This window comes from Priestia sp. 53B2 (genome assembly GCF_056099005.1).
Window position 1 is genome coordinate 490,537 of sequence record NZ_JBLZXA010000020.1, and the last position, 23,729, is coordinate 514,265.

General features: G+C 37.5%; 23 protein-coding genes. 20 read left to right on the top strand and 3 right to left on the bottom strand.

From position 1 onward, the window contains the following. Positions 1-12: 12 nt before the first annotated feature. The 7 genes from ACN6NE_RS16625 to ACN6NE_RS16655 all read left to right on the top strand — a co-directional run bounded on the left by ACN6NE_RS16625 (position 13) and on the right by ACN6NE_RS16655 (position 7,894). Complete coding sequence (locus ACN6NE_RS16625; RefSeq protein ID WP_474326020.1) at positions 13-1,224, top strand: glycosyltransferase; 1,212 nt, start codon at positions 13-15, stop codon at positions 1,222-1,224. Positions 1,225-1,229: 5 nt separating this feature from the next. After that, positions 1,230-2,006 carry a WecB/TagA/CpsF family glycosyltransferase gene (locus ACN6NE_RS16630; RefSeq protein ID WP_252284801.1) on the top strand — a complete coding sequence of 259 codons (777 nt, stop codon included), beginning with the start codon at positions 1,230-1,232 and terminating at the stop codon, positions 2,004-2,006. Continuing rightward, positions 2,007-3,386 carry a sugar phosphate nucleotidyltransferase gene (locus ACN6NE_RS16635; protein WP_207371946.1) on the top strand — a complete coding sequence of 460 codons (1,380 nt, stop codon included), beginning with the start codon at positions 2,007-2,009 and terminating at the stop codon, positions 3,384-3,386. 162 nt (positions 3,387-3,548) lie between these two features. Next, a complete protein-coding gene (manA, locus tag ACN6NE_RS16640) occupies positions 3,549-4,556 on the top strand; it encodes a mannose-6-phosphate isomerase, class I (protein ID WP_474326023.1) in 1,008 nt (335 codons plus the stop codon). After that, a complete protein-coding gene (locus ACN6NE_RS16645) occupies positions 4,516-6,264 on the top strand; it encodes a phospho-sugar mutase (protein ID WP_474326025.1) in 1,749 nt (582 codons plus the stop codon). The genes manA and ACN6NE_RS16645 overlap by 41 nt, the downstream gene beginning before the upstream one ends. Before the next feature lie 177 nt (positions 6,265-6,441). Further along, a complete protein-coding gene (locus tag ACN6NE_RS16650) occupies positions 6,442-7,197 on the top strand; it encodes a YveK family protein (protein WP_098792459.1) in 756 nt (251 codons plus the stop codon). Then, entirely contained in the window at positions 7,187-7,894 is a 708-nt protein-coding gene (locus tag ACN6NE_RS16655) for a CpsD/CapB family tyrosine-protein kinase (protein ID WP_474326027.1), read from the top strand. Before ACN6NE_RS16650 ends, ACN6NE_RS16655 begins: the two co-directional genes overlap by 11 nt. A 210-nt stretch (positions 7,895-8,104) precedes the next feature. On the opposite strand, the gene tagU is transcribed toward ACN6NE_RS16655, so the two are convergent. Next, entirely contained in the window at positions 8,105-9,061 is a 957-nt protein-coding gene (gene tagU, locus ACN6NE_RS16660; protein ID WP_474326029.1) for a polyisoprenyl-teichoic acid--peptidoglycan teichoic acid transferase TagU, read from the bottom strand. Between the two features lie 177 nt (positions 9,062-9,238). Here tagU and ACN6NE_RS16665 point away from each other — a divergent pair, with 177 nt between their 5' ends. From ACN6NE_RS16665 to ACN6NE_RS16700, 8 genes are all read left to right on the top strand, one after another. Then, complete coding sequence (locus ACN6NE_RS16665; protein ID WP_474326030.1) at positions 9,239-10,018, top strand: SGNH/GDSL hydrolase family protein; 780 nt, start codon at positions 9,239-9,241, stop codon at positions 10,016-10,018. 203 nt (positions 10,019-10,221) lie between these two features. After that, positions 10,222-10,569, top strand: a complete 348-nt coding sequence (locus ACN6NE_RS16670) for a CpsB/CapC family capsule biosynthesis tyrosine phosphatase (RefSeq protein ID WP_474326031.1) — start codon at positions 10,222-10,224, stop codon at positions 10,567-10,569. After that, complete coding sequence (locus ACN6NE_RS16675) at positions 10,530-10,982, top strand: CpsB/CapC family capsule biosynthesis tyrosine phosphatase (RefSeq protein WP_474326032.1); 453 nt, start codon at positions 10,530-10,532, stop codon at positions 10,980-10,982. Before ACN6NE_RS16670 ends, ACN6NE_RS16675 begins: the two co-directional genes overlap by 40 nt. 139 nt (positions 10,983-11,121) lie before the next feature. Further along, a complete protein-coding gene (locus ACN6NE_RS16680; RefSeq protein WP_289522149.1) occupies positions 11,122-11,250 on the top strand; it encodes a hypothetical protein in 129 nt (42 codons plus the stop codon). After that, positions 11,237-12,016 carry a CpsB/CapC family capsule biosynthesis tyrosine phosphatase gene (locus ACN6NE_RS16685; RefSeq protein WP_474326640.1) on the top strand — a complete coding sequence of 260 codons (780 nt, stop codon included), beginning with the start codon at positions 11,237-11,239 and terminating at the stop codon, positions 12,014-12,016. Before ACN6NE_RS16680 ends, ACN6NE_RS16685 begins: the two co-directional genes overlap by 14 nt. Positions 12,017-12,144: 128 nt before the next feature. After that, positions 12,145-12,912 carry a tyrosine-protein phosphatase gene (locus ACN6NE_RS16690; RefSeq protein ID WP_474326033.1) on the top strand — a complete coding sequence of 256 codons (768 nt, stop codon included), beginning with the start codon at positions 12,145-12,147 and terminating at the stop codon, positions 12,910-12,912. Positions 12,913-13,010: 98 nt separating this feature from the next. Beyond that, a complete protein-coding gene (locus ACN6NE_RS16695) occupies positions 13,011-14,732 on the top strand; it encodes a pyruvate oxidase (RefSeq protein ID WP_129706869.1) in 1,722 nt (573 codons plus the stop codon). A 43-nt stretch (positions 14,733-14,775) separates the two neighbouring features. Continuing rightward, complete coding sequence (locus tag ACN6NE_RS16700; RefSeq protein ID WP_474326034.1) at positions 14,776-16,356, top strand: FMN-binding glutamate synthase family protein; 1,581 nt, start codon at positions 14,776-14,778, stop codon at positions 16,354-16,356. A 23-nt stretch (positions 16,357-16,379) separates the two neighbouring features. Here the strand turns inward: ACN6NE_RS16700 and ACN6NE_RS16705 are convergent, their stop codons facing one another. Then, on the bottom strand, positions 16,380-17,006 hold the full coding sequence (locus tag ACN6NE_RS16705; protein WP_075422293.1) for a GntR family transcriptional regulator: 627 nt from the start codon (positions 17,004-17,006) through the stop codon (positions 16,380-16,382). 293 nt (positions 17,007-17,299) lie between these two features. Here ACN6NE_RS16705 and garR point away from each other — a divergent pair, with 293 nt between their 5' ends. The 4 genes from garR (at position 17,300) to ACN6NE_RS16725 (ending at position 21,724) form a co-directional block, all read left to right on the top strand. Beyond that, positions 17,300-18,202 (top strand): 2-hydroxy-3-oxopropionate reductase, encoded by a 903-nt coding sequence (gene garR / locus ACN6NE_RS16710; RefSeq protein ID WP_474326036.1) that lies wholly within the window; start codon positions 17,300-17,302, stop codon positions 18,200-18,202. Next, the gene (locus ACN6NE_RS16715; RefSeq protein ID WP_474326038.1) at positions 18,199-19,638 is read left to right on the top strand and encodes a four-carbon acid sugar kinase family protein; all 1,440 of its coding nucleotides are present in this window, start codon (positions 18,199-18,201) and stop codon (positions 19,636-19,638) included. The genes garR and ACN6NE_RS16715 overlap by 4 nt, the downstream gene beginning before the upstream one ends. A 106-nt stretch (positions 19,639-19,744) precedes the next feature. Continuing rightward, the gene (locus tag ACN6NE_RS16720; protein ID WP_474326040.1) at positions 19,745-21,103 is read left to right on the top strand and encodes a GntT/GntP/DsdX family permease; all 1,359 of its coding nucleotides are present in this window, start codon (positions 19,745-19,747) and stop codon (positions 21,101-21,103) included. A gap of 141 nt (positions 21,104-21,244) precedes the next feature. After that, positions 21,245-21,724: a competence protein ComK gene (locus tag ACN6NE_RS16725; RefSeq protein WP_474326042.1), complete on the top strand. Its 480-nt coding sequence runs from the start codon at positions 21,245-21,247 to the stop codon at positions 21,722-21,724. Between the two features lie 101 nt (positions 21,725-21,825). On the opposite strand, the gene ACN6NE_RS16730 is transcribed toward ACN6NE_RS16725, so the two are convergent. Next, entirely contained in the window at positions 21,826-22,317 is a 492-nt protein-coding gene (locus ACN6NE_RS16730) for a sigma-70 family RNA polymerase sigma factor (RefSeq protein ID WP_129706880.1), read from the bottom strand. 471 nt (positions 22,318-22,788) lie between these two features. On the opposite strand from ACN6NE_RS16730, the gene ACN6NE_RS16735 reads away from it, so the two are divergent. After that, positions 22,789-23,535, top strand: coding sequence for an SGNH/GDSL hydrolase family protein (locus ACN6NE_RS16735; RefSeq protein ID WP_129706882.1), 747 nt, complete (start codon positions 22,789-22,791; stop codon positions 23,533-23,535). Positions 23,536-23,729 lie beyond the last annotated feature (194 nt).

The following is a 23,729-nucleotide window of genomic DNA, read 5'->3' on the forward strand; positions in this document are numbered from 1 at the left end:
GAAGTGAGACTTATGAAAAAGATTCTTTTCATCACAAACCTCATTCCTTACCCGTTAGATAATGGTGGGAAAATAAAAAGCTACAATACAATCGTAGCTTTATCAAAAATTTACAATATTGATTTACTTTGCTTTGCTAACTCACAGGATGAGTTAAAACATGTAGATGCTTTGAAAGATATTACCGATAACGTGAATGTTGTTGTTAAAACTTTAGTTAGAAGCGCTTCTAAATCAGCTTTCATAAAAGATTATGCAAGCAGTCTTTTTAGCGCGTGGCCTTATAGTATTAATAAATTTTATGATAACCGCTTTAAAGAGCATTTGCTAACTTACATAAAGAAAAACACCTATGATTTTATTTATGTCGATCATTTGCCGATGATGGTATACAACAAACATTTTAATGATATCCCTATATTATTAGATCAGCACAATGTAGAAAGTTTAATCTTTAAGCGTTTTATAGAAACAGAAAGTAGCCGTGTAAAAAAGATTCTAGGGACCTATGAATACGAAAAATTAAAAAAATTCGAAATTCAATCTATGCATGAATCATCTCAGATTATTTGCTTAAGTAAAAACGATCAGCAGGAGTTTCATGAATTTGGAGTTTCAACAGAAAAGCTATCAGTTTTGCCAATTCATATAAAATTAAATAAAAAGTATGAACCTAAAAAGCATGAAGGTGGAAAATTCAAATTATTATTTTTGGGTTCAATGTCATGGTATCCCAATCAAAATGGCTTGAAATGGTTTATGGAAAATGTATGGCCAAAGTTAAATCATTCTGAGTACGAACTTTACATTGTAGGAAGTAAACCACCTGCTTTTATTCAGTCATATCACAATGGAGAAAATGTCTTTGTAACTGGCTATGTGGATGATGTAGATGAATATATCGAGTTATGTGATATCAGCATTGTCCCTCTTTTTGTAGGAAGCGGGCAGCGTGTGAAAATTATTGAATCTTTCGCAAAAGGTATACCTGTAATCTCTACGTCAATTGGTGCTGAGGGACTTATCTGGGAGAATGGAAAAGAAATATTAATAGCAGATGATAGTAATGAGTTTATAAATAAATTAAATACCATAAAGTCTAATCCAAATATGTTAAAAGATTTATCAGTAAATGCCATGAATACATTTGAAACATATTATTCATCTGATAAGCTACCGAGAAAAATAGAGAAAATTATACAAAGAATGGATCTAAAAGGATGAGTGTATTGACAACTAATCAAGTTAAATTATTTGACATTAATTTTGATAATTTAACCATGCTAGAAGCTATTAATAGAATTGAAGACACGGTTGAAATTAATAAAAAAAATAACCAATGTAGTTATGTTGTTACTCCAAATGTTGATCATATTGTAAATACTTATAAAAATGAAAAATTCAAACAGGTGTACGATAATGCAGACTTAATTTTAGTAGATGGGATGCCTATCGTACAAGCGTCTAGAGTGCTAAAGTCTGAATTGAAAGAAAAAGTATCCGGCTCAGATCTAACTCCAGAGTTATTTAAATTAGCTCAAAAAAAACAGTATAAAGTTTTTATTTTTGGTTCTAGAGAAGGTGTAGCAGATTTAGCTATACAGAAAATTCAAAAAGATTTTAATTATGATTTTCCAATTAAAGGTTTTTCACCTCCTTTTGGATTCGAAAAAGATCCTATTGTGCTTCAAGAATGTATACAGAAAATCGTAGATTACCAACCTGATATGTTACTAGTATCTTTAGGTTCTCCAAAAGGAGAATTTTTTATTTATAACCATTTATCGGAACTAAAGGTACCTGTTTCTTTACAGATAGGTGCGTCAATTGATTTTATTGCCGGTACAGTAAAAAGAGCACCTGTATGGATGCAAAAGTCCAGTCTAGAATGGTTTTATCGTTTTGTCAAAGAACCTAAACGCATGTTTAGAAGATACTTTATAAATGATAGTTTATTTTTTAAGATTTTTATTCAAGAATATGTTGCGAAGAAAAGAGGGAATTAAATGAAAACGATACTTTTATCAGGTGGTTCAGGAAAAAGACTATGGCCTTTATCAAATGATGCTAGATCTAAACAATTTTTAAAAGTGTTAGAAGATGATAATCAAGAATTACAATCTATGGTACAACGTGTTTGGAAACAATTAGAGAATGTGGAGTTAGCTGATTCGGCAGTATTAGCTACTAGTAAATCACAAGTGGACATGATTCATAGTCAATTAGATAACAAAGCTGATTTAATCGTAGAACCTTGTCGTCGAGATACTTTTCCAGCTATCGCGTTAGCTGCTACATATTTATATAGTGTACAAGACACGGGGCTAGAAGAAGTAGTAGCTGTGTTACCTGTAGATCCTTATGTGGAGAATCGCTTTTTTAACCGTGTAAAAGACTTAGAAAAAGCTGTACATGATAGCGATGCTCAACTTGCATTGATAGGAGTAAAACCGACTTATCCTTCAGCTAAATATGGCTATATTGTACCGGCAAATAGCGAAGGTAATAACGAGTATTTGCCAGTAAGTCGTTTTACAGAAAAACCATCCGAAGATAAAGCAGCAACCCTTATCGAACAAGGTGCACTGTGGAATTGCGGTGTATTTGCTTTTAAATTAGGTTATGTCATTTCAATCTTAGAAGAAAAAGGCTTGCCAATTCAATACGATGAGTTGTTAAAACAGTATGAAGGGCTTCCTAAAATCAGTTTTGACTATGAGGTAGTAGAGAAAGCAGAAAAAATCGTTGTTCTTCCATACGATGGATACTGGAAAGACTTAGGTACTTGGAATACATTAACAGAAGAAATGGCAACAAGCCAAATTGGTAAAGGTGTTATTAGTGAAGACAGTACAAATATTCATTTAATTAATGAATTAGATATTCCAGTTACCGTGTTGGGGGCTTCTAATTTAGTTGTAGCATCTAGTCCAGATGGCATCTTAGTCTCTGATAAAGAAGCTAGTCCAAGAATTAAAGAACTAGTGGGAGAATTTGATAATCGTCCTATGTATGAAGAGCGTCGTTGGGGATGGTATCGAGTATTAGATTATACGAAGTTTGAACAAGGAAAAGAAGTCTTAACAAAGCGCATTGGTGTAGATGCCGGTAAAAACTTAAGTTATCAATTACATGATTATCGTGATGAAGTATGGACTATTATCAAAGGTGAAGGAGAGTTTATCTTAAATGATAAGCTTAGCACTGTGAAACCTGGTGATGTTCTTCGAATTCAATCAGGAGACAAGCATGCTATAAAAGCCAATACTGATTTGGAAATCATTGAAGTTCAAACGGGGTCACAATTAATTGAAGAAGATATTGTCCGCTTATTCATGACTTGGGAGGAAATAACTGAACATGTATTGAGTTTGAAGAAGGCCTAATTATCCTCGAGAAAGAGTAGGTATTGTTAATCCTACTCTTTCTTTGGTTTATCATTTAACTCCAGCATGTTCTATAACTTATAAAGTTAAAAATTCAGTTATGAATTTTAATAAGATTATACATACATTTTAGCAAACAGTATTAGAGGAGATGTGTAAGCATTGAAACAACCATTATTTTTAAAGCCCTTATTTCAAGAAAGGATTTGGGGTGGAACGAAATTAAATGAGCTTTATGGCTATGAAATTCCTTCAAACCAAACAGGTGAATGCTGGGCTATTTCAGCTCATCCAAATGGTGAAAACATTGTTAAGAACGGAGAATTACAGGGGAAAACATTAGGGCGGTTATGGGAAGAAAACCCAGAAATTTTTGGCCATTTTGAAAGTGACCGGTTTCCACTATTAATTAAAATTTTAGATGCAAATGATGATTTATCAGTACAAGTTCATCCAGACGATGAATATGCAGATGAGTATGAAAATGGCGAGCTAGGTAAAACAGAATGCTGGTACATTATTGATTGTGATGAAGATGCAGAGATGATTTTTGGTCATCATGCAAAATCACAGGAAGAACTTGTTAAATTAATTGAAGAAGGAAACTGGAATAAGCTTTTACAAAGAGTAAAGATTAAACCAGGAGACTTTTTCTATGTTCCAAGTGGTACTATACATGCTTTATGTAAAGGAACATTAGTATTAGAAACTCAACAAAGTTCTGATACCACATATCGTGTATATGATTATGATCGCCCTGGCCAAGATGGGAAATTACGTGAACTTCATCTAAATAAAGCAATTAAAGTGACCACGGTCCCACATGTAGCAGAGAAAGTAGAATCTGCAACTGCAAAAATAAATGGAGGAACAATTACAACATTTGTAGAGGAAGATTATTTTACTGTTTATAAGTGGGATGTTCAAAATTCCTTGGAACTAACGCATGGTGTACATTTTATATTAGCAAGTGTTATTAAGGGAGATGGAATGCTTATTACAGAAGAAGGCGAGTTTCCTTTGAAGAAGGGTGATCATTTTATCTTGCCGAATGCAATAGATACTTTTGCTATTAAAGGAAATGTAGAACTAATTGCTTCACACCCTAACAACAAAGGAGGACATAACTATGACATGGCAAACACAACTAGAGAAATGGCTAACATTTGATCATTTAGACAGTGAATTAAAAGAAGAGCTTTTATTAATGAAAGAAAACCAGAAAGAAGTAGAAGATGCATTCTATAAAAATCTTGAATTTGGAACAGGTGGTATGCGAGGAGAACTAGGACCAGGTACGAATCGTTTAAACTTATATATGATTCGTAAAGCAACAGAGGGATTGGCTAATTATATTGAAGAAAATGGTAAAAAGGCGAAAAAACGAGGTGTAGTTGTTGCTTATGATTCACGCCATAAATCCCCTGAATTTGCCCTAGAGGTTGCAAAAGTACTAGGACAACATGATATTAAGACATATATATTTGAAGAATTGCGACCTACACCTGAGTTATCATTTGCAGTTCGTCATTTAGGTGCATTTGCTGGTATTGTTATTACAGCAAGTCACAATCCACCGGAATATAACGGGTATAAAGTCTATGGAGAAGATGGAGGGCAAATTCCTCCAGAAGTTGCAGATACAATTATTAGTTATGTTAATGCAGTAAAAAACGAATTAACAATTCCAGTAATGGAAGAAAGTCAACTGCTCGAAAAGGAATTGTTAACATATATTGGTGAACAGATAGATTCTGCTTATATTGAACAGTTAAAAACGATTCAACTTAACCGAGAAATGGTTGAAAAGTTAGGAAAGGACTTAAAGATTGTGTTTACGCCATTGCATGGCACAGCTAACAAACTAGTTCGTGCAGGATTAGAAGCTTTCGGCTTTAGCAATGTAACAGTTGTTAAAGAGCAAGAACTACCTGATCCAGATTTTTCAACAGTTAAATCACCTAATCCCGAAGAACATGCAGCATTTGAACTGGCGATTAAATATGGTAAAGAAATTGAAGCTGATATTTTAATGGGAACAGATCCAGATGCAGACCGTTTAGGTATTGCTGTGAAAGATAACAATGACAATTATATTGTACTAACAGGAAATCAAATGGGTGCACTTATGCTTCACTATTTACTGTCTCAAAAGAAAGAAAAAGGGATGCTACCTGAAAATGGCGTTGTGGTTAAAACTATAGTTACCTCTGAAATTGGACGTGCAATTGCCAAAAGTTTTGGTCTAAATACAATTGATACGTTAACTGGTTTCAAATTTATTGGTGAAAAAATTAATGAATTTGAACAAACAAAAGAATATACATTTGAATTTGGTTATGAAGAAAGTTATGGGTATTTAATAGGTGAGTTTGTACGTGACAAAGATGCAGTTCAGTCAGCAATTTTTGCTGCGGAGGTAGCTGCTTACTATAAAATGCAAGGTAAGTCTTTATACGAAGGCTTGCTAGAAATCTTTGAACAGTATGGCTTTTATAAAGAATCACTTCAATCAATAACTTTAAAAGGAAAAGATGGAGCAGAACAAATAGGCAATATTTTGACATCATTCCGAACAAACCCGCCACAAGAAGTGGCTAGTGTTAAAGTAGTAGCAATTGAGGATTATCAAATTAGTCAAAAGACAATTTTAGAGACTAATATTACTGAAACAATTCATTTACCAAAATCAAACGTATTAAAGTTCTATCTAGAAAATGGTTCTTGGTTTACAATTCGTCCATCAGGAACAGAGCCTAAAGCTAAATTTTATTTTGCAGTTAAGGGAAATTCTACACAGGATAGTGATAAAGCAATTAATCTATTAGAGTCTTATGTCATGGGAATGGTCGATGATATAGTGGGTTTAAAGAACTAAAAAAGTACTGTTTTTAATTTTGAATAGCTTTTTTAGTGTAAAAAGATTCATTTTAACTTTAATATCTTGACGTTTTTTTCTATTTTTATCTAAAATTTATAAAAAATCATAGATGTTGTATAAAAACTCTATTATAATAGAAGCTATGTGAATTTATCTTTTTTATTGGAGGTCATCATGGAAGAAACACTTACTTTAAAGGAGTTGTTTCAGGCTTTAAAAAAGCGTCTTTGGCTTATTGCATTAATTACGGTTATTACTGCAACAGTTAGTGCCGTACTTACTTTTTTCGTTTTAACGCCAATGTACGATGTGAAAACACAATTACTTGTAAATCAAACCAAGTCTGAGCAACAAATCTATAATACTACTGAACTGCAGGCAAACGTTCAATTAATTAATACTTATAATGTAATCATCAAAAGCCCGACTGTTTTGGATAAAGTACGTAAAAACTTAAATCTAGAAAGAAATGCAGACGAGCTCAATAAACAAATTTCAGTGACAAGTGCTGAAGAATCTCAGATTGTTGAAATAGTAGTAGAGGACAAGTCACCAGAAATGGCTGCCAAAATTGCTAATGAAACAGCCAAAGTTTTTAAAGCAGAAGTCTCTAAGGTCATGAACGTAGATAATGTAAATATATTATCTAAAGCTGTAGTAAAAGAAAATATTAATCCGGTGAAACCAATACCAGCTTTAAATATTTTAATTGGTATTGTAATTGGTTTAATTATAAGCATTGCGACTGCATTTGTATTAGAATTCTCTGATAAATCAATTAAAACAGAAGTAGATATTGAGAAGTATTTAGACCTCCCAGTTATGGGTGTTATAGCAAATATTGAGGACATTCCGGTCTCTTCCTCTAGATCATCACGAGTTTCTAATCAAGCTAGTAGTAGAGTAAGGGGGGAATCAATTGGCTCGTAAAAAGAATCAAGTCAACGATAAAACATTAACAGTAAAGCGCCGATTAGTTGCTCATACTAATCCTAAGTTACCAGTAGCTGAACAATATCGTACAATACGTTCCAACATTCAGTTTTCTAGTCTAGACGAAGACATTCGCTCTTTGGTAATGACGTCTCCTGGTCCAGGAGAAGGAAAATCAACAACCGCTGCTAACTTAGCTATTGTATATGCACAGCAAGGTAAGAGAGTCTTGTTGGTTGATGCCGACCTGCGTAAGCCTACAGCGCACTTCTCATTTAGATTAGAGAATCACATTGGGTTTACAAATGTCTTAACTAAAAAAACGAAATTATTAGATGCTGTTCACCAAACTGATATTCCTAACCTATTAGTTTTAACAAGTGGTCCAATTCCTCCAAATCCTTCGGAGCTTTTGGGCTCTAAAAATATGGATGAATTGTTGCAAACAATGTATGACAACTTTGATTTTATCGTATTTGATACGCCACCTACTTTGGCTGTAACGGATGCTCAAGTTTTGTCTAACAAGGCTGAAGCTACAATTTTAGTCGTCAGCAGTGGTACAACAGATAGAAATGCTGCTCAAAAAGCTAAAGAATTATTAACTAATGCGAAGGCTAAGTTATTAGGTGTTATTTTGAATAACCGCAAAATTGAGTCAGGAGATTATTACTATTATTACGGCAGTAATTGAATTTACAAATAGCGTGGACCTTTACCGGACTTGGTAAAGGTTCACGCTATTTTAAGTTCGTTTAAACTGATAATTATCAGTTTAGTGTTATAAAGTAATAAATTATAATGCAACTATGAATACATGCTAATAATATGTTCATTTATAACAAAAGCTTCTTATACCACACTAATAATTTAGATATGGTATAAGAAGCTTTTTTAAATTAATTTATTTTAAATTTAAATTCTCTTTTAAAGTTTGTGAAATCTTAGTACGCTCTGCATCCGGTACTTCATAGTAGTAAATACCATTGATTTTTTTACCTGTACCGTTAATTTGGATATGCTCCACATTATTACGGGCTTCTTTATAGTTTGATTGAATTTCTTTCATATCATTAAACGTAAGGTTGGTTTTAACATTATCCCCAATCGCATCTAGAATTGTACCATAATTCGTCAGAGATTTGATACTTGCTCCTTCGTCAATAACGGCTTGAATGATTTGTTGCTGACGAGATTGGCGACCAAAGTCACCACGTGGATCGTCATAGCGCATGCGAGAGTACTTCAGGGCGTTTTCTCCGTTTAATTCGAGCGTTCCTTTTTCGAAGTGATGGCCTTCATATGTGAAATCTAGCGTGTTATTTACCGTGACGCCTCCAACTGCATCCACAATGTCTTTAAAGCTTTCCATATTTACTTGTACATAGTAATCAATTGGCACATCTAAAAAATTTTCAACCGTGTTAATTGACATATCAACGCCGCCATAAGCATACGCATGATTTATTTTGTCTTGCGTGCCTTTGCCAACAATTTCAGTTCGTGTATCACGAGGGATACTCACCATTTTGACCGACTGTTTGTCTGGGTTTACTGTTAACAGCATGAGTGAGTCTGAGCGCCCTCGATCAGCTCCGCGCTGATCAACACCGAGTAATAGAATTGAAATTGGATCGTGTTTTGCAAGACTTACTTTTTCAGCACGCTTTTCTGATTTTTCTCGGCTTAGTGGATCATGTGTTCGATTTAGTGTATTTGCTACTGAACTGTAAACTGAATAACCATAAATCCCTACGCCAAGAATAAGAAGTAAAATAATTGCTAAAGCAATTTTAAAGCCTTTTTTCTTTTTGGATTTGCGTTTTCTACGCTTGCGCTGCAGGTCTTGTTCTGCTTCCATTTTTTTCATCCTTTACAATTTTTTCGGGTATATAGTTCGTGTCTTTCATTATGTGACAAAGTACACAACCATTCTTATATTCTATCAAAAAATTGTCAGTTTTAATCATTTTTCATAAAAAATAAGTAAAAAATATATTATAATGGAAAGACAAGTAAAAAATAAGGGAGTTAGTTTATGAAAGTAATGGTAAACATTATAGCAATTATTGTGCTTATCGGGACTATTATCATAGGTAAGTTGTATTGGAATAAACAAACATCTGCTGGAATGTCAAAATTAGTAGAAACTGCAGTTGCATCAAACGAAATGTCAAGTAAAACAAAGAATAGAAGTTGGGAAGAGTACACTAAAAATCTTCCAAAATCTGTTGTTGCTAAACTTAAAGAAGCAGAAAAATCAGGAAAACCTATGAATTTATTAATTGTGGGTTCACAGGCAACATCAACAGATTCAACAGGATGGCCTGCTATGCTAAAAGAAACATTAAAAAATACATATGGTTCACTTATTAATGTGAAAGTATTAGAATATAAAGATACTACAACATTAGATTTTGTTCGAAATAAAGAATATGAAGATATTATAAAAGAGAAACCAGATGTATTATTATTTGAGCCATTTCTGTTAAATGACAATGGTATAGTAGGTATTACAAATACGCTCGATAACTTAAATGTTATTATGTCTCACCTGACAAATTCCAATTCAAATCTTGTGACGATTCTTCAGCCTTCACAGCCGATATATAATGCCAGTAATTATCCAAAAGAAGCAGATGCCTTAAAAGATTTTGCCGAAGAGAAGGGCTATGAGTACTTAAACCACTGGAGTGCGTGGCCTGATTACAGGTCAGACAAAATACTAGATTATTTGGTTCAAAAACAGCATGTTCCAGCTAAAAAAGGTAATAAAGCACGGGCTAGCTATTTAAAAGAATATTTTACAGCTTCTTAAACCTGTCGAACGACAGGTTTTTTTATTGTATATATTGTATATAAGGGAGTAAAAGGTAAAGTGCATAACTAATATATATAGTTTGTAAATAAATTACGTGTAAAAGTTATGTAATAATAATTGGAATTTATTGAAAGTAATTGAAGAAAGTATTAAGATAATACATATTAATCCTTAGCATAGTTACTAAAGGAGGAATCGCTGTGGTAGATTTGTATACTCATATCTTGCCTAACGTAGAAAAAGGTCCGCGTGATGTGAATGCTTTTTTAACAATGGCAAAATCTTTAGTTGATCAAGGTGTAAAGAATGTGGTAGCTTCCCCCACTTATAACGGACAAGATTTAGGCAAGCAAAATATTATGCTATACGTTGAGGCGGCAAATAAACACTTGCAGCATGCTTTTATTCCTCTCACTATTCTTCCTGGACAGAAGATAACGATTCATTATCGACTTATTCAAGCATTTGAACAGAATGTACATCTTCCGTTAACCACTCTACAAAATACATGTTTTTACAGCTTCCAAATGAAAACACCAACGTTTTAAATGAACAAATTCTCTATGAGCTTCAGTTAAAAGGTATTGTTCCCATTATTAATGAGCCAGAACGCCATCCAACATTTCTTGAGGACCCTGATCAGCTTTATGAAATCGTAAAAAGAGGTGCTATTGTTCAGCTATCATCAGATAGTATAGTTGGTAAAAATGGTCGAAAAGAGAAGAAAGCCGCTTTAACTTTTATTGATAAAGGCTTGGCACATATAATTGCTTCAGGTGTATGTGCGGATACTTATGAGAGCTATACTTTACCTAAAGCCTATGATATGGTATCCAGACAGTTTGGAACACAGATACTTTATAAGTTCATGGAGAATGCAGATTATATAGTCGAGGGTAAGGCTATCTTTAAAGAACAACCAGAGCGGGTAAAGAAAGGGAAATTTTTAGGTATATTTTAATTTACAAAAGCCTATTTGTTATAAATAGGCTTTTTGTTATGCTCCTAAAGGTTATTATTCTGGCAAGACAAGTATGCTAAAATAATGAATATAATATTAGAATTTTCAGATAAATATCTGGAGATAAGGAGAAGGTTTTGTGATAGATATTTATACCCACATGTTACCATGGACAGTAAGTAGCAAGCAACAGTTTTTAGATGCCGCTAAATATTTAGTTAGTCAAGGTGTAAAGGGAGTATCGACAACTTTAGATAACTTTAGATAAGGAAACGAATACTTCTCTTTCTCTCTATGTAAAAGAAGCAAACCAAACATTAAAAGATAACAATATTTCTCTTACAATTGTTGAAGGAACGGAAGTGGTGGCGAACCGTACGTTTGCAAAATCTTATCAACGCCGTAATGCTATGCTTGCTTCAAATGAAAAATATATCGTGTTAACCATTCCTAAACAGGAAGAGGCGGATTATCTTAAACAGATGGTATATGAAATTCAGCTAAATAAAATTATCCCGATTATTAGCGAACCTGAATGTCACCCATACTTTTTAGAACATAAAAACGCATTGTATAAATTCGTTAAAAAAGAAGCTATTGTACAATTATCTTCAGATAGTATTATTGGTAAAAATGGCAAGCCTGCAAAAAAAGCTGCGATGCAGTTTATTGAACGTAACCTTGCTCACGTGATTGCTTCTGGTGCAAGTTTGGATAACTACAAGCAGCATTCATTGCGTGAGGCTTATGATGTAATCACAAAAGAAAAAGGAGCTGAGACGGCTCGGCTGCTGATGCAAAATGCTGAAGCTACATTTAATGGTCAAGGCATTCAAATTTTACCGCTTGAACGCATCAAAAAAAAATTCCTAGAATCTTTTAAACTTTCTCTTTGTACCCTGATTAACATTCATTTAATCAGGGTATTTGCATACAAAGACCTATTTCACACCCTTCTTTTATCATCATTATTTGGAGTTATTTTACAAATTTTGTTTGCGTTTTCACGTAGAGTAATAGTAAAATATTGTTAGTTAAGTAGATGACAGGAAAGTGCGCGGTTTTCCGGGGTTCGTGGTGGTAAATGTCGAGAAGAATACATAGTGTAGAACGCCGAATCGTCGTAGAATAGAGCTATACAAAACGCAGGGAGGGAAATAAAGTGATTGATATTCATACGTACATATTGCCTAATATCGATAGCGGACCTGAGGAAGTAGACGGCTTTTTGAAGATGGCACGTTCTTTAGCAGATCAAGGCGTTCAGTCCGTTGTGGCTACGCCGCTTTATGATAGCGATCAAGAGTTTATGAAACACCATTTATTTCTCTATGTGAACGCAGCTAATGAATGGCTCACCAATTCATGTATTCCCCTTCAAGTATTGCCAGGTCAGCTTGTCCCTTTATCGCCTCAACTTCTGCGAAACTATGAACGAAATCAGCTACTCACACTTAATCACACCGATAAATATTTGTTTCTTTCACTGCCTGAATATGATATCTCACCTTATTTTGAAAAAATACTGTATGATCTTCTAGCAAAAGGCGTTGTGCCTATTCTTCGTTCTCCAGAATGTCACCCGATGTTCCGAGATCATCCTGAGCGTTTGTATGAGCTTGTTAAAAAAGGCGTACTCGTTCAGCTGAGCGCCGCTAGTATTCTTGGTTTAAACGGAAAAAAAGAAAGAAAAGCAGCGTTTACGTTTATTAAATACGGCTTAGCCCACGTGATTGCCTCTGGCGTTCATGCTCGCAATTACCACGACTATTCACTTTCAAAAGCGTATGATTACATTTCCGATATGTACGGTGCTTCAGAACTTTATTTTTTTATTGAAAATGCAGAAGCTATTATCGACGGTCGTCCGGTTCATCAATTAGAACCTGAGCCCATGAAAAAATTTAGTTTATTCAAGTTATTCAGCTAAAAAAGGGACTTTTCCATAAAAATGGGAAAGTCCTTTGTTTTGTCTTTCTCCCGTTGTGGTATGGAATAGAAAGAAAGTTAAAGAAAGGAAGACTGAATATGATAAAAACTACGGCTGGAAAAGCAGCCATGTCGGTGTTAAAAGAATGGAAGATTGATCACATTTTCGGTATGCCGGGAGATTCAATCAATCATTTTATGGACAACTTGCGCAGTGAAAAAGATGAAATTGAATTCATTCAAGTCCGTCACGAGGAAGTAGGCGCACTTGCGGCATCTTCTTACGCTAAAATCACGGGCAAAATCGGCGTATGTCTGTCGATTGGGGGACCGGGTGCGATTCATTTGTTAAACGGTTTGTATGATGCCAAGGCAGACGGTGCACCGGTGTTAGTGCTAGCGGGACAGGTGCCTCGTGCGAAGCTTGGCAATGAATCGTTTCAAGAAGTGAACTTAGAACGTGTTTTTGACGATGTGTCGGTGTTTAATCACCGAGTAGATTCGCCTGAATCATTTCCGCATCTGCTTCAGCAAGCCATTCGAACGGCTTACGCCAAAAAAGGCGTCGCGGTATTAGTCATTCCAGATGATATTCCGTCTTCAACGATTAAAATTGATGAAAAAACGCCAATTGCCAATGTATCAAAATCAATTTCTCACAGTGACCCGGAAGATGTAGCCAAGGCACTTCTAGCGATTAAATATGCGAAAAAACCGGTTATTTTAGCAGGAACAGGCGCCAAGCACGCCAAGCTTGAGTTAGCACAGTTTGCGGAAAAAATTGCGGCGCCGATTATCTTTACGCTTCCGGGCAAAGGAATACTGCCTGATCATCATCCTTACAACCTGGGGCAGCTCGGGCAAATTGGGACGAAGCCGGCGTATGAAGCGATGGAAGAAACTGATTTGTTAATTATGGTGGGCACATCGTTTCCGTACCGTGAATTTTTACCAGACGGCGTTGAAGCGATTCAGCTGGACTCTGATGCCACACAAATCGGTAGACGCTATCCCGTATCCATCGGATTAGTCGGAGACTCTAAAACGACGCTGTCGCAGCTTGCGCATAATTTAGATTACCAAGAAAACCGCCGTTTCCTAGAAGAGTGTCAAGTTAATATGGAAAACTGGTGGAAGCACGTAGAAAAAGAAGAAAACGAAGTGAGTACGCCAATTAAGCCGCAGCAAGTCATTCCTAAGCTGCAAAAAATCGTCGATGATGACGCGATTGTATCTGTTGATGTCGGGAACGTGACGGTATGGATGGCGAGACATTTCCGCATGACAAATCAAAAATTTGTGATTTCCAGCTGGCTGGCAACGATGGGCTGCGGACTTCCGGCTGCGATCGCAGGAAAGCTTGCCCATCCTGAAAAACAATCGGTAGCCGTTTGCGGTGACGGAGGCTTTACGATGGTCATGCAAGACTTTGTGACGGCTGTGAAGTACAAGCTGCCGATTGTTGTAGTCGTCCTTAATAACAGTGAAATCGGGATGATTAAATATGAACAAGCAATTCAAGGCCACTTGGATTACCAAACGCAGCTTGGTGAAATGAACTTTGCGAAGTTCGCTGAATCATGCGGAGGAATTGGCTACCGCGTTGAAAAGTACGAGGAGCTCGAAACAGCATTTGAAAAAGCAGCGCTTGCGACCGTCCCTGTGGTAATTGATGTCGTTGTTGCGGATGAACCGCCGCTTCCAGGCAAAATTTCATTCGGACAAGCAGCCAATTATTCGAAGCACATCATGAAAAAGTTCTTCAAAGAACATGAGCTTGAAATGCCGCCGCTTCGTAAAGGACTAAGCAGAATGCTTTAATCAGTGACTCTCCGTATAGGAGAGTCTTTTTAGGAGGGATATCATGGGAGTGTTTGAAATCATTTTACTTATTTTTGGCGCGGTAATGATGCTTGTGATTGTAGTGCCGGTTATTATTGCTATTATTCTTTGGATGAAAGATGAAAAACAAGAAGAGCATTCGGTTTTGAGAAACTATCCGCTGCTCGGGAAAATGCGCTATATTTTTGAGAAAATGGGGCCTGAACTGCGTCAGTATTTATTTTTAAATAATAACGAAGGCAAGCCGTTTTCTAGAAATCAATATGAACAAACCGTTAAGTCAGGTAAGTACCTCAACCGAATGATGGGATTTGGCTCAGAGCGTGATTTTAGCGAACCGGGATACTATATTCGTAATGCGGTGTTTCCAAAGCAGCGTGATGAAATGAAAGCGGATAATACGCAAAAGATTAAAACGAAAGTATATAAAATGGACGCCGATAACTTATTCAGCCGAAGAGAGCACCGTGAAGAAAAAGAAGCGGATCCGTTTTATTTGAGGGATGAAGAGGCGGTTGTTATAGGTCCTTCATGCAAAAATCCGTTTGTTGTAAAAGGATTAATCGGTCAATCCGGCATGAGCTTTGGAGCGCTTGGTGACCACGCGATTACCGCTTTATCACTAGGATTAGGACGAGCAGGCGGCACGTGGATGAACACGGGAGAAGGCGGACTGTCACCGTATCATTTAAAAGGAAACGTTGATATTATTTTTCAAATTGGGCCAGGGCTTTTTGGCGTTCGGACAAAAGAAGGCGAATTTTCATGGGAAGAGTTTAAAAAGAAAAGTGAAATGAAGCAAATCAAAGCGTTTGAAATTAAGCTGGCGCAAGGAGCGAAAACGCGAGGCGGTCACGTGGATGGTTCAAAAGTAACAGAAGAAATCGCTGAAATCCGCAACTTGAAGCCAGGAGAATCGGTAGACAGCCCAAACCGTTTCAAAGAGTTCGCATCGTATCCTGAAATGTTCCAGTTTATTGAAAAACTTCGAGATGTAGGCGGCAAGCCAGTAGGCATTAAAATGGTTGTCGGAAACACAAATGATCTTGAAGAAATGGCGGCGTATATGAAAGAGACGGGAAGCGGACCTGATTTTATTACGATCGACGGAGCAGAAGGCGGAACAGGGGCATCGTTTCAAGAATTAGCAGACGGAGCCGGCGTACCTCTTTTTTCAGGACTGCCTTTTGTGGATGATTTGCTTAGAAAATATGGGGTTCGCGATGAAGTGAAGCTTTTTGCATCGGGCAAGCTGTTAACGGCTGATAAAATTGCGACGGCTTTATCGCTGGGTGCCGACTGCGTTAATATTGCCAGAGGCTTTATGTTTTCTGTTGGCTGTATTCAAGCGCAGGTTTGTCACAATAACCGTTGTCCAGTAGGCGTAGCCACAACGGATCCAAAGCTGCAAAAAGCGCTTATTATTGAAGAAAAGTCATACCGCGTGTGCAACTACGTGCTGTCATTACGTGAAGGATTGTTTAATTTAGCCGCAGCAGCCGGTATTGATTCGCCGACGAAGTTTTCAAAAAAACACGTGGTGTTCAAAAACAGCAGCGGACAGTTAGCTGATATTTCTACAAAGGAAAAGATGTACGTATAAAAAGCTGCCAATCGGCAGCTTTTTTATTGTCTTCGCTGAAGCAAGTGCAGGCAAAACTCTAAGTCTTTTTGAAGGTGCTCTTGCATTAACGCTTCGGCTTTTTCGGCATTGCGTTCTTTAATAGCTTTATAAATGTCTTCGTGTTCGTCAATTAAAAACGGGCGGTTGTAAAAGACCACGGTGTGACGGAATAAGTAAATGATTGACTGCATGCGGTCGATGATATTAATCATTACGTCATTGTTGCTTGCGTTCACAATAATAGCGTGAAAACGTTCATTTGCGCTCATAATTTCTTCAAACGATCCGTTTCTTCCGATGTCTACGCATTCCTTTAATTCTTCTAATTCGTTGTCAGACAAAAAAGTCGCGGCAGCTTTAGATGCTGAGCCTTCTAGCAGCATTCGCACTTCAAACAAGTTGCGTAAGTCTTTTTCTGTCGGCGACACCACTTTTTTTCGAACAATCAGTCCTTCATATTCTAAGCGTCTGATGGAATCACGAATCGGCGTTCGGCTGAATCCAAGCTCGCTCGCTAATTTTTCTTCGACGATTTTTGTACCGCCTTCAAGCTCACCGTTTAAAATTTTATCTCGAATCATCTCATAAGAAGGGTGATGTGACGAACGAGAACCTTGATTTCTTAACATACTCTACTTCACCTCTAGCATTCGACACGAGGAAATCTCGTCTCTTTCTCTCTTTATTTTTTATCATTTTGTACGCGTATACCCAAATCATACTATAACTTGTGAAAAGGTGGGACGGAAAGTTTCGCTTTTAGAAATAAATTTCATTTGAAAAAAGTCTAGACAAATAAATAAAATGCGAATATGATGAGTGTATACAAAATTATCAGAAATGTATACAAAAAATATTTTAACGTATACATTATTTTTTAAAACGTATTTGAAAACGTATACAACAAGGGGAGGAAACGAAAATGACAAAACGCGTTGGATTTATTGGACTTGGAATTATGGGAAAACCGATGACACTCAATTTATTAAAAGCAGGCTTTGAGGTAACGGTTTACGATATTAATAAAGCAGCAGTGGAAGAAGTGAAAGCAGCAGGAGGATTTGGAGCAGAAAGCCTTGCTGAAGTTGCAGTGAACAGCGACGTGATGATCACGATGCTTCCGGCTTCACATCATGTAAAAAGCGTAGTTCTTGGAGAAGAAGGGTTAATTCATAGCGCAAAAGAAGAAAGCGTTATCATCGATATGAGTTCAATTTCGCCGGTAGCATCAAAAGAAATTGCGGCGGAGCTTGCACAAAAAGGAATTCACATGCTAGATGCTCCTGTTAGCGGAGGAGAGCCAAAAGCAATTGACGGCACGCTTGCAATTATGGTCGGAGGAAATGAGCACATCTTTGAAAGCGTTTCATCTATTCTTCATGCGATGGGAGCAGAAGTAACGCTTGTTGGAGACAACGGAAGCGGCGTAACGGCTAAGCTTGCAAACCAAGTGATTGTGAACTTAAACATTGCAGCGATGTCTGAAGCGCTTGTACTAGCAGCCAAAGCAGGCATTGACGTTGAAAAAATGTATCAAGCGATTCGCGGCGGATTAGCAGGAAGCGCTGTATTAGATGCAAAAGTACCGCTTATTTTAGACCGCAACTTCGTAGCAGGCGGACGCATTGATATTAACTTAAAAGATATGACAAACGTGATGGAAACGGCTCATGACACTGGCGTACCGCTTCCGCTTTCAAGTCAGCTTGTGGAAATTTTCCACGCGTTAAAAGTAGACGGAAAAGCAAGCGATGATCACGGCGGAATTGTGCAGTACTATGAAAAATTAGCAAACGTTGAAGTGAAAAAGAAGGTGGAAGCATGATTAAACAACAGGAAAAACGTCTTGTAAGCGATGTGTTTAAAAACATTCCAGCGGTTGATGAAGCACTTGTGCAAAAAATGCTTGATAAAGAGCTTCTGACGTTCAATCAAAAAATCATTGTGCTAGACGATGATCCAACGGGTGTTCAAACGGTTAACGGCATTTCCGTCTATACAGACTGGAGCAAAGACAGCATCAAACAAGGGTTTTTAGAAGAAAATTCAATGTTTTTTATTCTAACAAATTCACGCGGATTTACCGCTTCTGAAACGGAAAAAGCCCACGCGGACATTGCTGCTGTTATTACAGAGGCAGCGGCTGAAGTAAATAAAGAGTTTTTAATTATCAGCAGAGGTGATTCGACTCTTCGCGGTCACTACCCATTAGAAACAGAAGTGTTAAAGAAAACGGTTGAACAGCACTCCAATCAAGTGCTTGACGGTGAAGTTATCTTTCCTTTCTTTAAAGAAGGCGGACGATTCACTATTGATAACATTCACTACGTGCAAGATGAAGACTACTTAGTGCCGGCAGGAGAAACGGAATTTGCAAAAGACCGTACGTTTGGCTACAGTAAATCCCATTTAGGCGAATGGGTAGAAGAAAAGTCCGAAGGGAAATTCAAAGCAAGTCATACGACGTATATTTCACTCGAGAGCATTCGTGCACTTGATTTAGTGACGATTACAAATCAATTAATGGAAGTGAAAGACTTTAACAAAGTAATCGTGAACGCAGTGGACTATGTGGACGTAAAAGTTGTGACGATTGCGCTTCTTCGCGCGATGAAGCTTGGAAAGCATTTTATGTATCGAAGCGCTGCGGCTCTAACAAAAGTAATGGGCGGCGTGAGCGACAAAGACCTTTTAACAAAAGAAGAGCTTATCAAAGAAAAGTCGTCAAACGGCGGATTAATTATGGTTGGTTCGCATGTTAAAAAAACAACAGAGCAGTTAGAAGAATTAAAGAAATGCAGCTTCATTGAATTTATTGAATTTGATTGTCATCTTGTCTTAGAACCTGAAAAGTTTGAAGAAGAAGTGAACCGTATTATCAATGAAGCAGAGAAGCTTATTTCTAAAGGTCAAACGGTAGCTGTGTATACAAGACGCGAGCGCTTAGATCTTGGCGAAGGCAAAAAAGAAGAAGAGCTTAAATTATCGGTAAAAATTTCAGATGCGGTTACAAGCATTGTTCGCCGCTTAAACGTTCGTCCAAACTTTATCGTCGCAAAAGGCGGCATTACCTCAAGTGATATCGGCGTAAACGGCTTATCTGTAAAGCGCGCGACGGTTGCTGGACAAATCAAGCCGGGCATTCCGGTATGGGTAACGGGAGAGGAAAGCAAGTTTCCGGGCATTGCGTACATCATTTTCCCTGGAAACGTTGGAGCCAAAACAACGCTTCGTGAAACGGTTGAATTATTAAGTAAATAAGCAGAAGTGAACGTACGAGGTGCGTTCACTTTAGAAAATATTTGAAAGCGTATACATTATTTGGATGTACGTACGTGAAAAATGGTCACACTAAGGGGATGAACATATGAATTCAGTATTCGGATTAAGTCATGAAGCAAGTCTTTTGCTGTATGCGATTGTATCGATTGTCGGACTTATCTTTTTAATTGCTAAGTTTAAAACAAATCCGTTCGTAGCGCTAATTGTTGCGGCTTTGTTTATGGGTCTTATTTCAGGAATGAAGCTGCCTGATATCGTAACGGCTTTCCAAGAAGGAGTAGCGAGCGTCTTAGGATTTATCGCGATTGTTCTTGGTCTTGGAACGATGTTAGGTAAAATGATGGCAGAGTCAGGCGGAGCCGAGCGTATTGCCCGCACGTTAATTAAAGTATTCGGTGAAAAGAACGTACACTGGGCAATGATGGTTGTAGCCGTTATTTGCGGTATCCCTGTCTTTTTCCAAGTTGGTGTTGTGTTATTAATTCCGCTTGTGTTTGTAATTGCCAAGCATACGGGTACGTCACTTATTAAAATCGGTTTATCATTAATTGCCGGTTTAGCAGTTGTTCACAGTTTAGTACCTCCGCATCCGGCAGCGATGCTAGCGGTGGATATCTTTAAAGCAGATTTAGGTAAAACGATTTTGTATTCATTAGTTGTGGCATTTCCAGCTGCAGCCGTGGCGGGTCCGATTTACGGATCGTTCATTTCACGCCGTGTTCAGGTAGAGCCAACGGGTGAAATTATGGAGCAGTTCACAGAGTCAAAGCATAAAGACCTTCCTGGCTTCGGAATCACGTTATTTACGATTTTACTACCGGTACTATTAATGCTTTTAGCAACAATTACCGGGTTTGTTTATCCAGAAACAAGTACGATTCGCTACGTAACAAACTTTATCGGAAGTCCGATCGTTGCGCTGTTAATTTCGCTAGTGTTTGCTTTTTATTCGTTCGGTTTTGCAAGAGGGTACAACAAAGATGATTTATTAAAATTCACAAACGAATGTCTTGGACCCGTTGCTTCGATCATTTTAATCATCGGTGCAGGCGGCGGTTTTAATAAAATTTTAACAGCAAGCGGTGTAGGTGACGCGATTGCAGGCTTTGCTCAAGATGCACATCTTTCTCCTATCGTGCTAGCGTTTGTGATTGCAGGGTTAATTCGTGCAGCAGTTGGTTCAGCAACAGTAGCAATGACAACAGCAGCAGGTATTGTAGCACCAATTGCAGCAACCATGCCAAACGTAAGCCCAGAGCTATTGGTGCTAGCAACAGGCGCAGGTTCTGTGATGCTATCGCACGTAAATGATTCTGGCTTCTGGTTAATCAAAGAATTTTTCAACATGTCAGTGGCTCAAACGTTAAAAACGTGGACAGTGATGGAAACGATTCTATCATTTGCAGCGTTTGCGATGGTTCTTATTTTAGACATTTTTATCTAAGACAAAAAGCGCTGAAACCAGCGCTTTTTTCTTTGGATATGAAATATATTCAAAATATTTAAAATAATAAGAAAAAAAGACTAGATTTTCCCCTTTTCGATAGTATAGAATAGTTATAAAGTAGCAAAAGGGGGTAGATGTATGACAAATGTTGAAAATTATCAAATTGGTTTGACGACAAAAGCCTTAATTCCAGTGAATGATCCTATTCACCGCACAAAGGTGCTAGATGCAGCAGGAGAATACATGCTAAGCAAGACGTGTAAGCAATTATTAGAAGAAGCGTGCATTCGAGAATTAAGTACGTTTAAAGGGTCCATCGCCGCCGTTCGAAAACTATTTCCCTATAAACAGCTTACACCTCTTGTCATTAGTCGTTCACAAGCGATTATTGCGTTTCCCACATCTTCGCCCAATGACTACAGCTGCGCCTGGATTTTCTCCTCTCACGTTCATACTACACATACGCTTGCTACAGTTAATCCAACCTCCATGCTGATTCACTTCAAAGACGGAACGTTCATTCCAGTGAAGCTCTCTTATTATAGTTTAGAAAAAAAGCTGGCCAGAGCGGCTGTTATTCGCAATTATTGTTTAGAAAGTCCGCTTGTCTTTGCATAATGCGTTCGATTTATCAAACAAATTTGTCCTACATATGAACAATCGTTTGGACTACACATATGAACGGAAGGAGGAAGCTTATCATAAGCTTCCTCTTTTTCTTACTCCCTAAGAAGTGAGGCCTTTAGCTTTTTGCGAGCTGCTTTTCCCCAGTTTTTAACGGCTCCCGTAGAGACTCCGTATTTGCAGGCAATATCTTTATACGAGTATCCTTCTAGCAGATGTTCGATTACATAGATTTTTTCTCTTCCCGTTAAGTGTTCGATATGCTGCTTGATGATGTCACTTTCTAGCGGAACGGGAAGAGCGGGATCTTCGTTTAGTGAAAGCAGGTTCTGCTCAGCCGGTGTTTCACGTTCTTCGTATAAAATGGTGCCTTTTAAATGAGAAAGGATCGTACCCCGCACGGTTGTATAGGCATAAGCAGAAAAAGATCCTTTGCTTTCGTCAAATTTTTGATACGCTCTCCATAAACCAATCAACGCAATTTGATAATATTCGTCGTAGTCTTTGTAAATATGAAATTTTTTAATCATCGACACAATTAATGGATGAAAAGATGAAGCGATTTGATCAAACGAGCTTTTTTGCATGTAGCATTCCTTTTTCAAAAACGCGTTTTTGCTGTATTCCGCCGGTATCTCTACTGTACAAGGGGAAGATTATATGTGCGAATGAACGTACATTATGTTTTCTTTTTAAGAAACGTGACGTAATTTCCCCGGAAACTTCACGTTTCGCTAGGAAATATGCGAAGTATACGTTTATTTGTAGAGATTTTACGTACGAAAGGTCCCCCATTCCAAATTCTACTAATCTATAATTATTTTTATATCTATTATCGATGTAGCAACTCTACCATCACGGAAGAGCGGTGATGGTAGAGTTGCTAGACCTATCCGGATGAGACCCTCCCTTGCGGGCTGGTCTCATCCGGATAGGTGGACCTTTTAGGGCAGGTTCAGTGAAGTATTTTTGTGTTTGTCCTTTTGTTTATTCTATTGAATGTGAGTTTGGTGGAGAGAATATAGTTGGTTTTTAAAAATGGGTAAAGGGGAGATTGAATGAAGGCGATTGTTGGGGTAAATGTGGCGGCGGCTGTTTTGTGCGGGGCAGTGATGTATGCGGGGACGCAGCACTGGCAGGAGCAAACGGAAGCGCAGGCAAGTGAAGTAAAAACTGCTGTTGTACATAAAGAAAAACAGTTTTCCGATGTATCTGCTTATACAAAAAATCTTCCAGACTTTATCACAAAGCAAATCCAGTCATCTATCGCAAATAAAAAGCCTCTGACTCTTGTGGTTGCCACATCCGCAAAGGAAGCAGGGTGGCCTCAGCAGTTAAAAAAAGAGCTAGCAGCTACATATGGAAGTGATGTATTTACGGTTAAAACACTTTCATACGGCAGCCAAACAACGGATGAGCTTTTATCCTCACATATTGCCGATCAAATTGATCAACTTCAGCCAAACATTATTCTGTTTGAGGCACCTCTTAAAAATAATTATCAGCATCTTACGCTAGATGATACGCTTGAAAATACAGACAAGCTGATTCATCAGCTCAAAGATTTGAAAAAAACCCTTATGATTCAGCCCTCACAGCCATATATTTCACAAACCGAGTCCTATGAAGAAGGGGTAGAAGCGATCAGGGGAGTTTCTGAAGCAAACTGGGTATATTATATGAATCACTCGCTCATTTGGCCGTTTCATTTAGGAGAGTATATAAATAAAGACAGCGGTAATTTAACGAAAAAAGGAAATGAAGTGTGGGGAGAGTACGTTGTGAATTGGTTTACGGGAAAATAAAAAGACAAGCCCTATTTCAAAAGAAATAGGGCTTGTTTTTTATAATTTTATTAGATTATGACTTTTCCTCGTTTTATAGTAGTAGTTTTTTGTATCTCTACCCTTATAAAGCTTAAAGCCAAAGATTTCTAAAGGAGTCCAAAATTTTTTTATGTTTACGAGTGGCATTTTAATTCTCTGTTCTGTTCTTTATA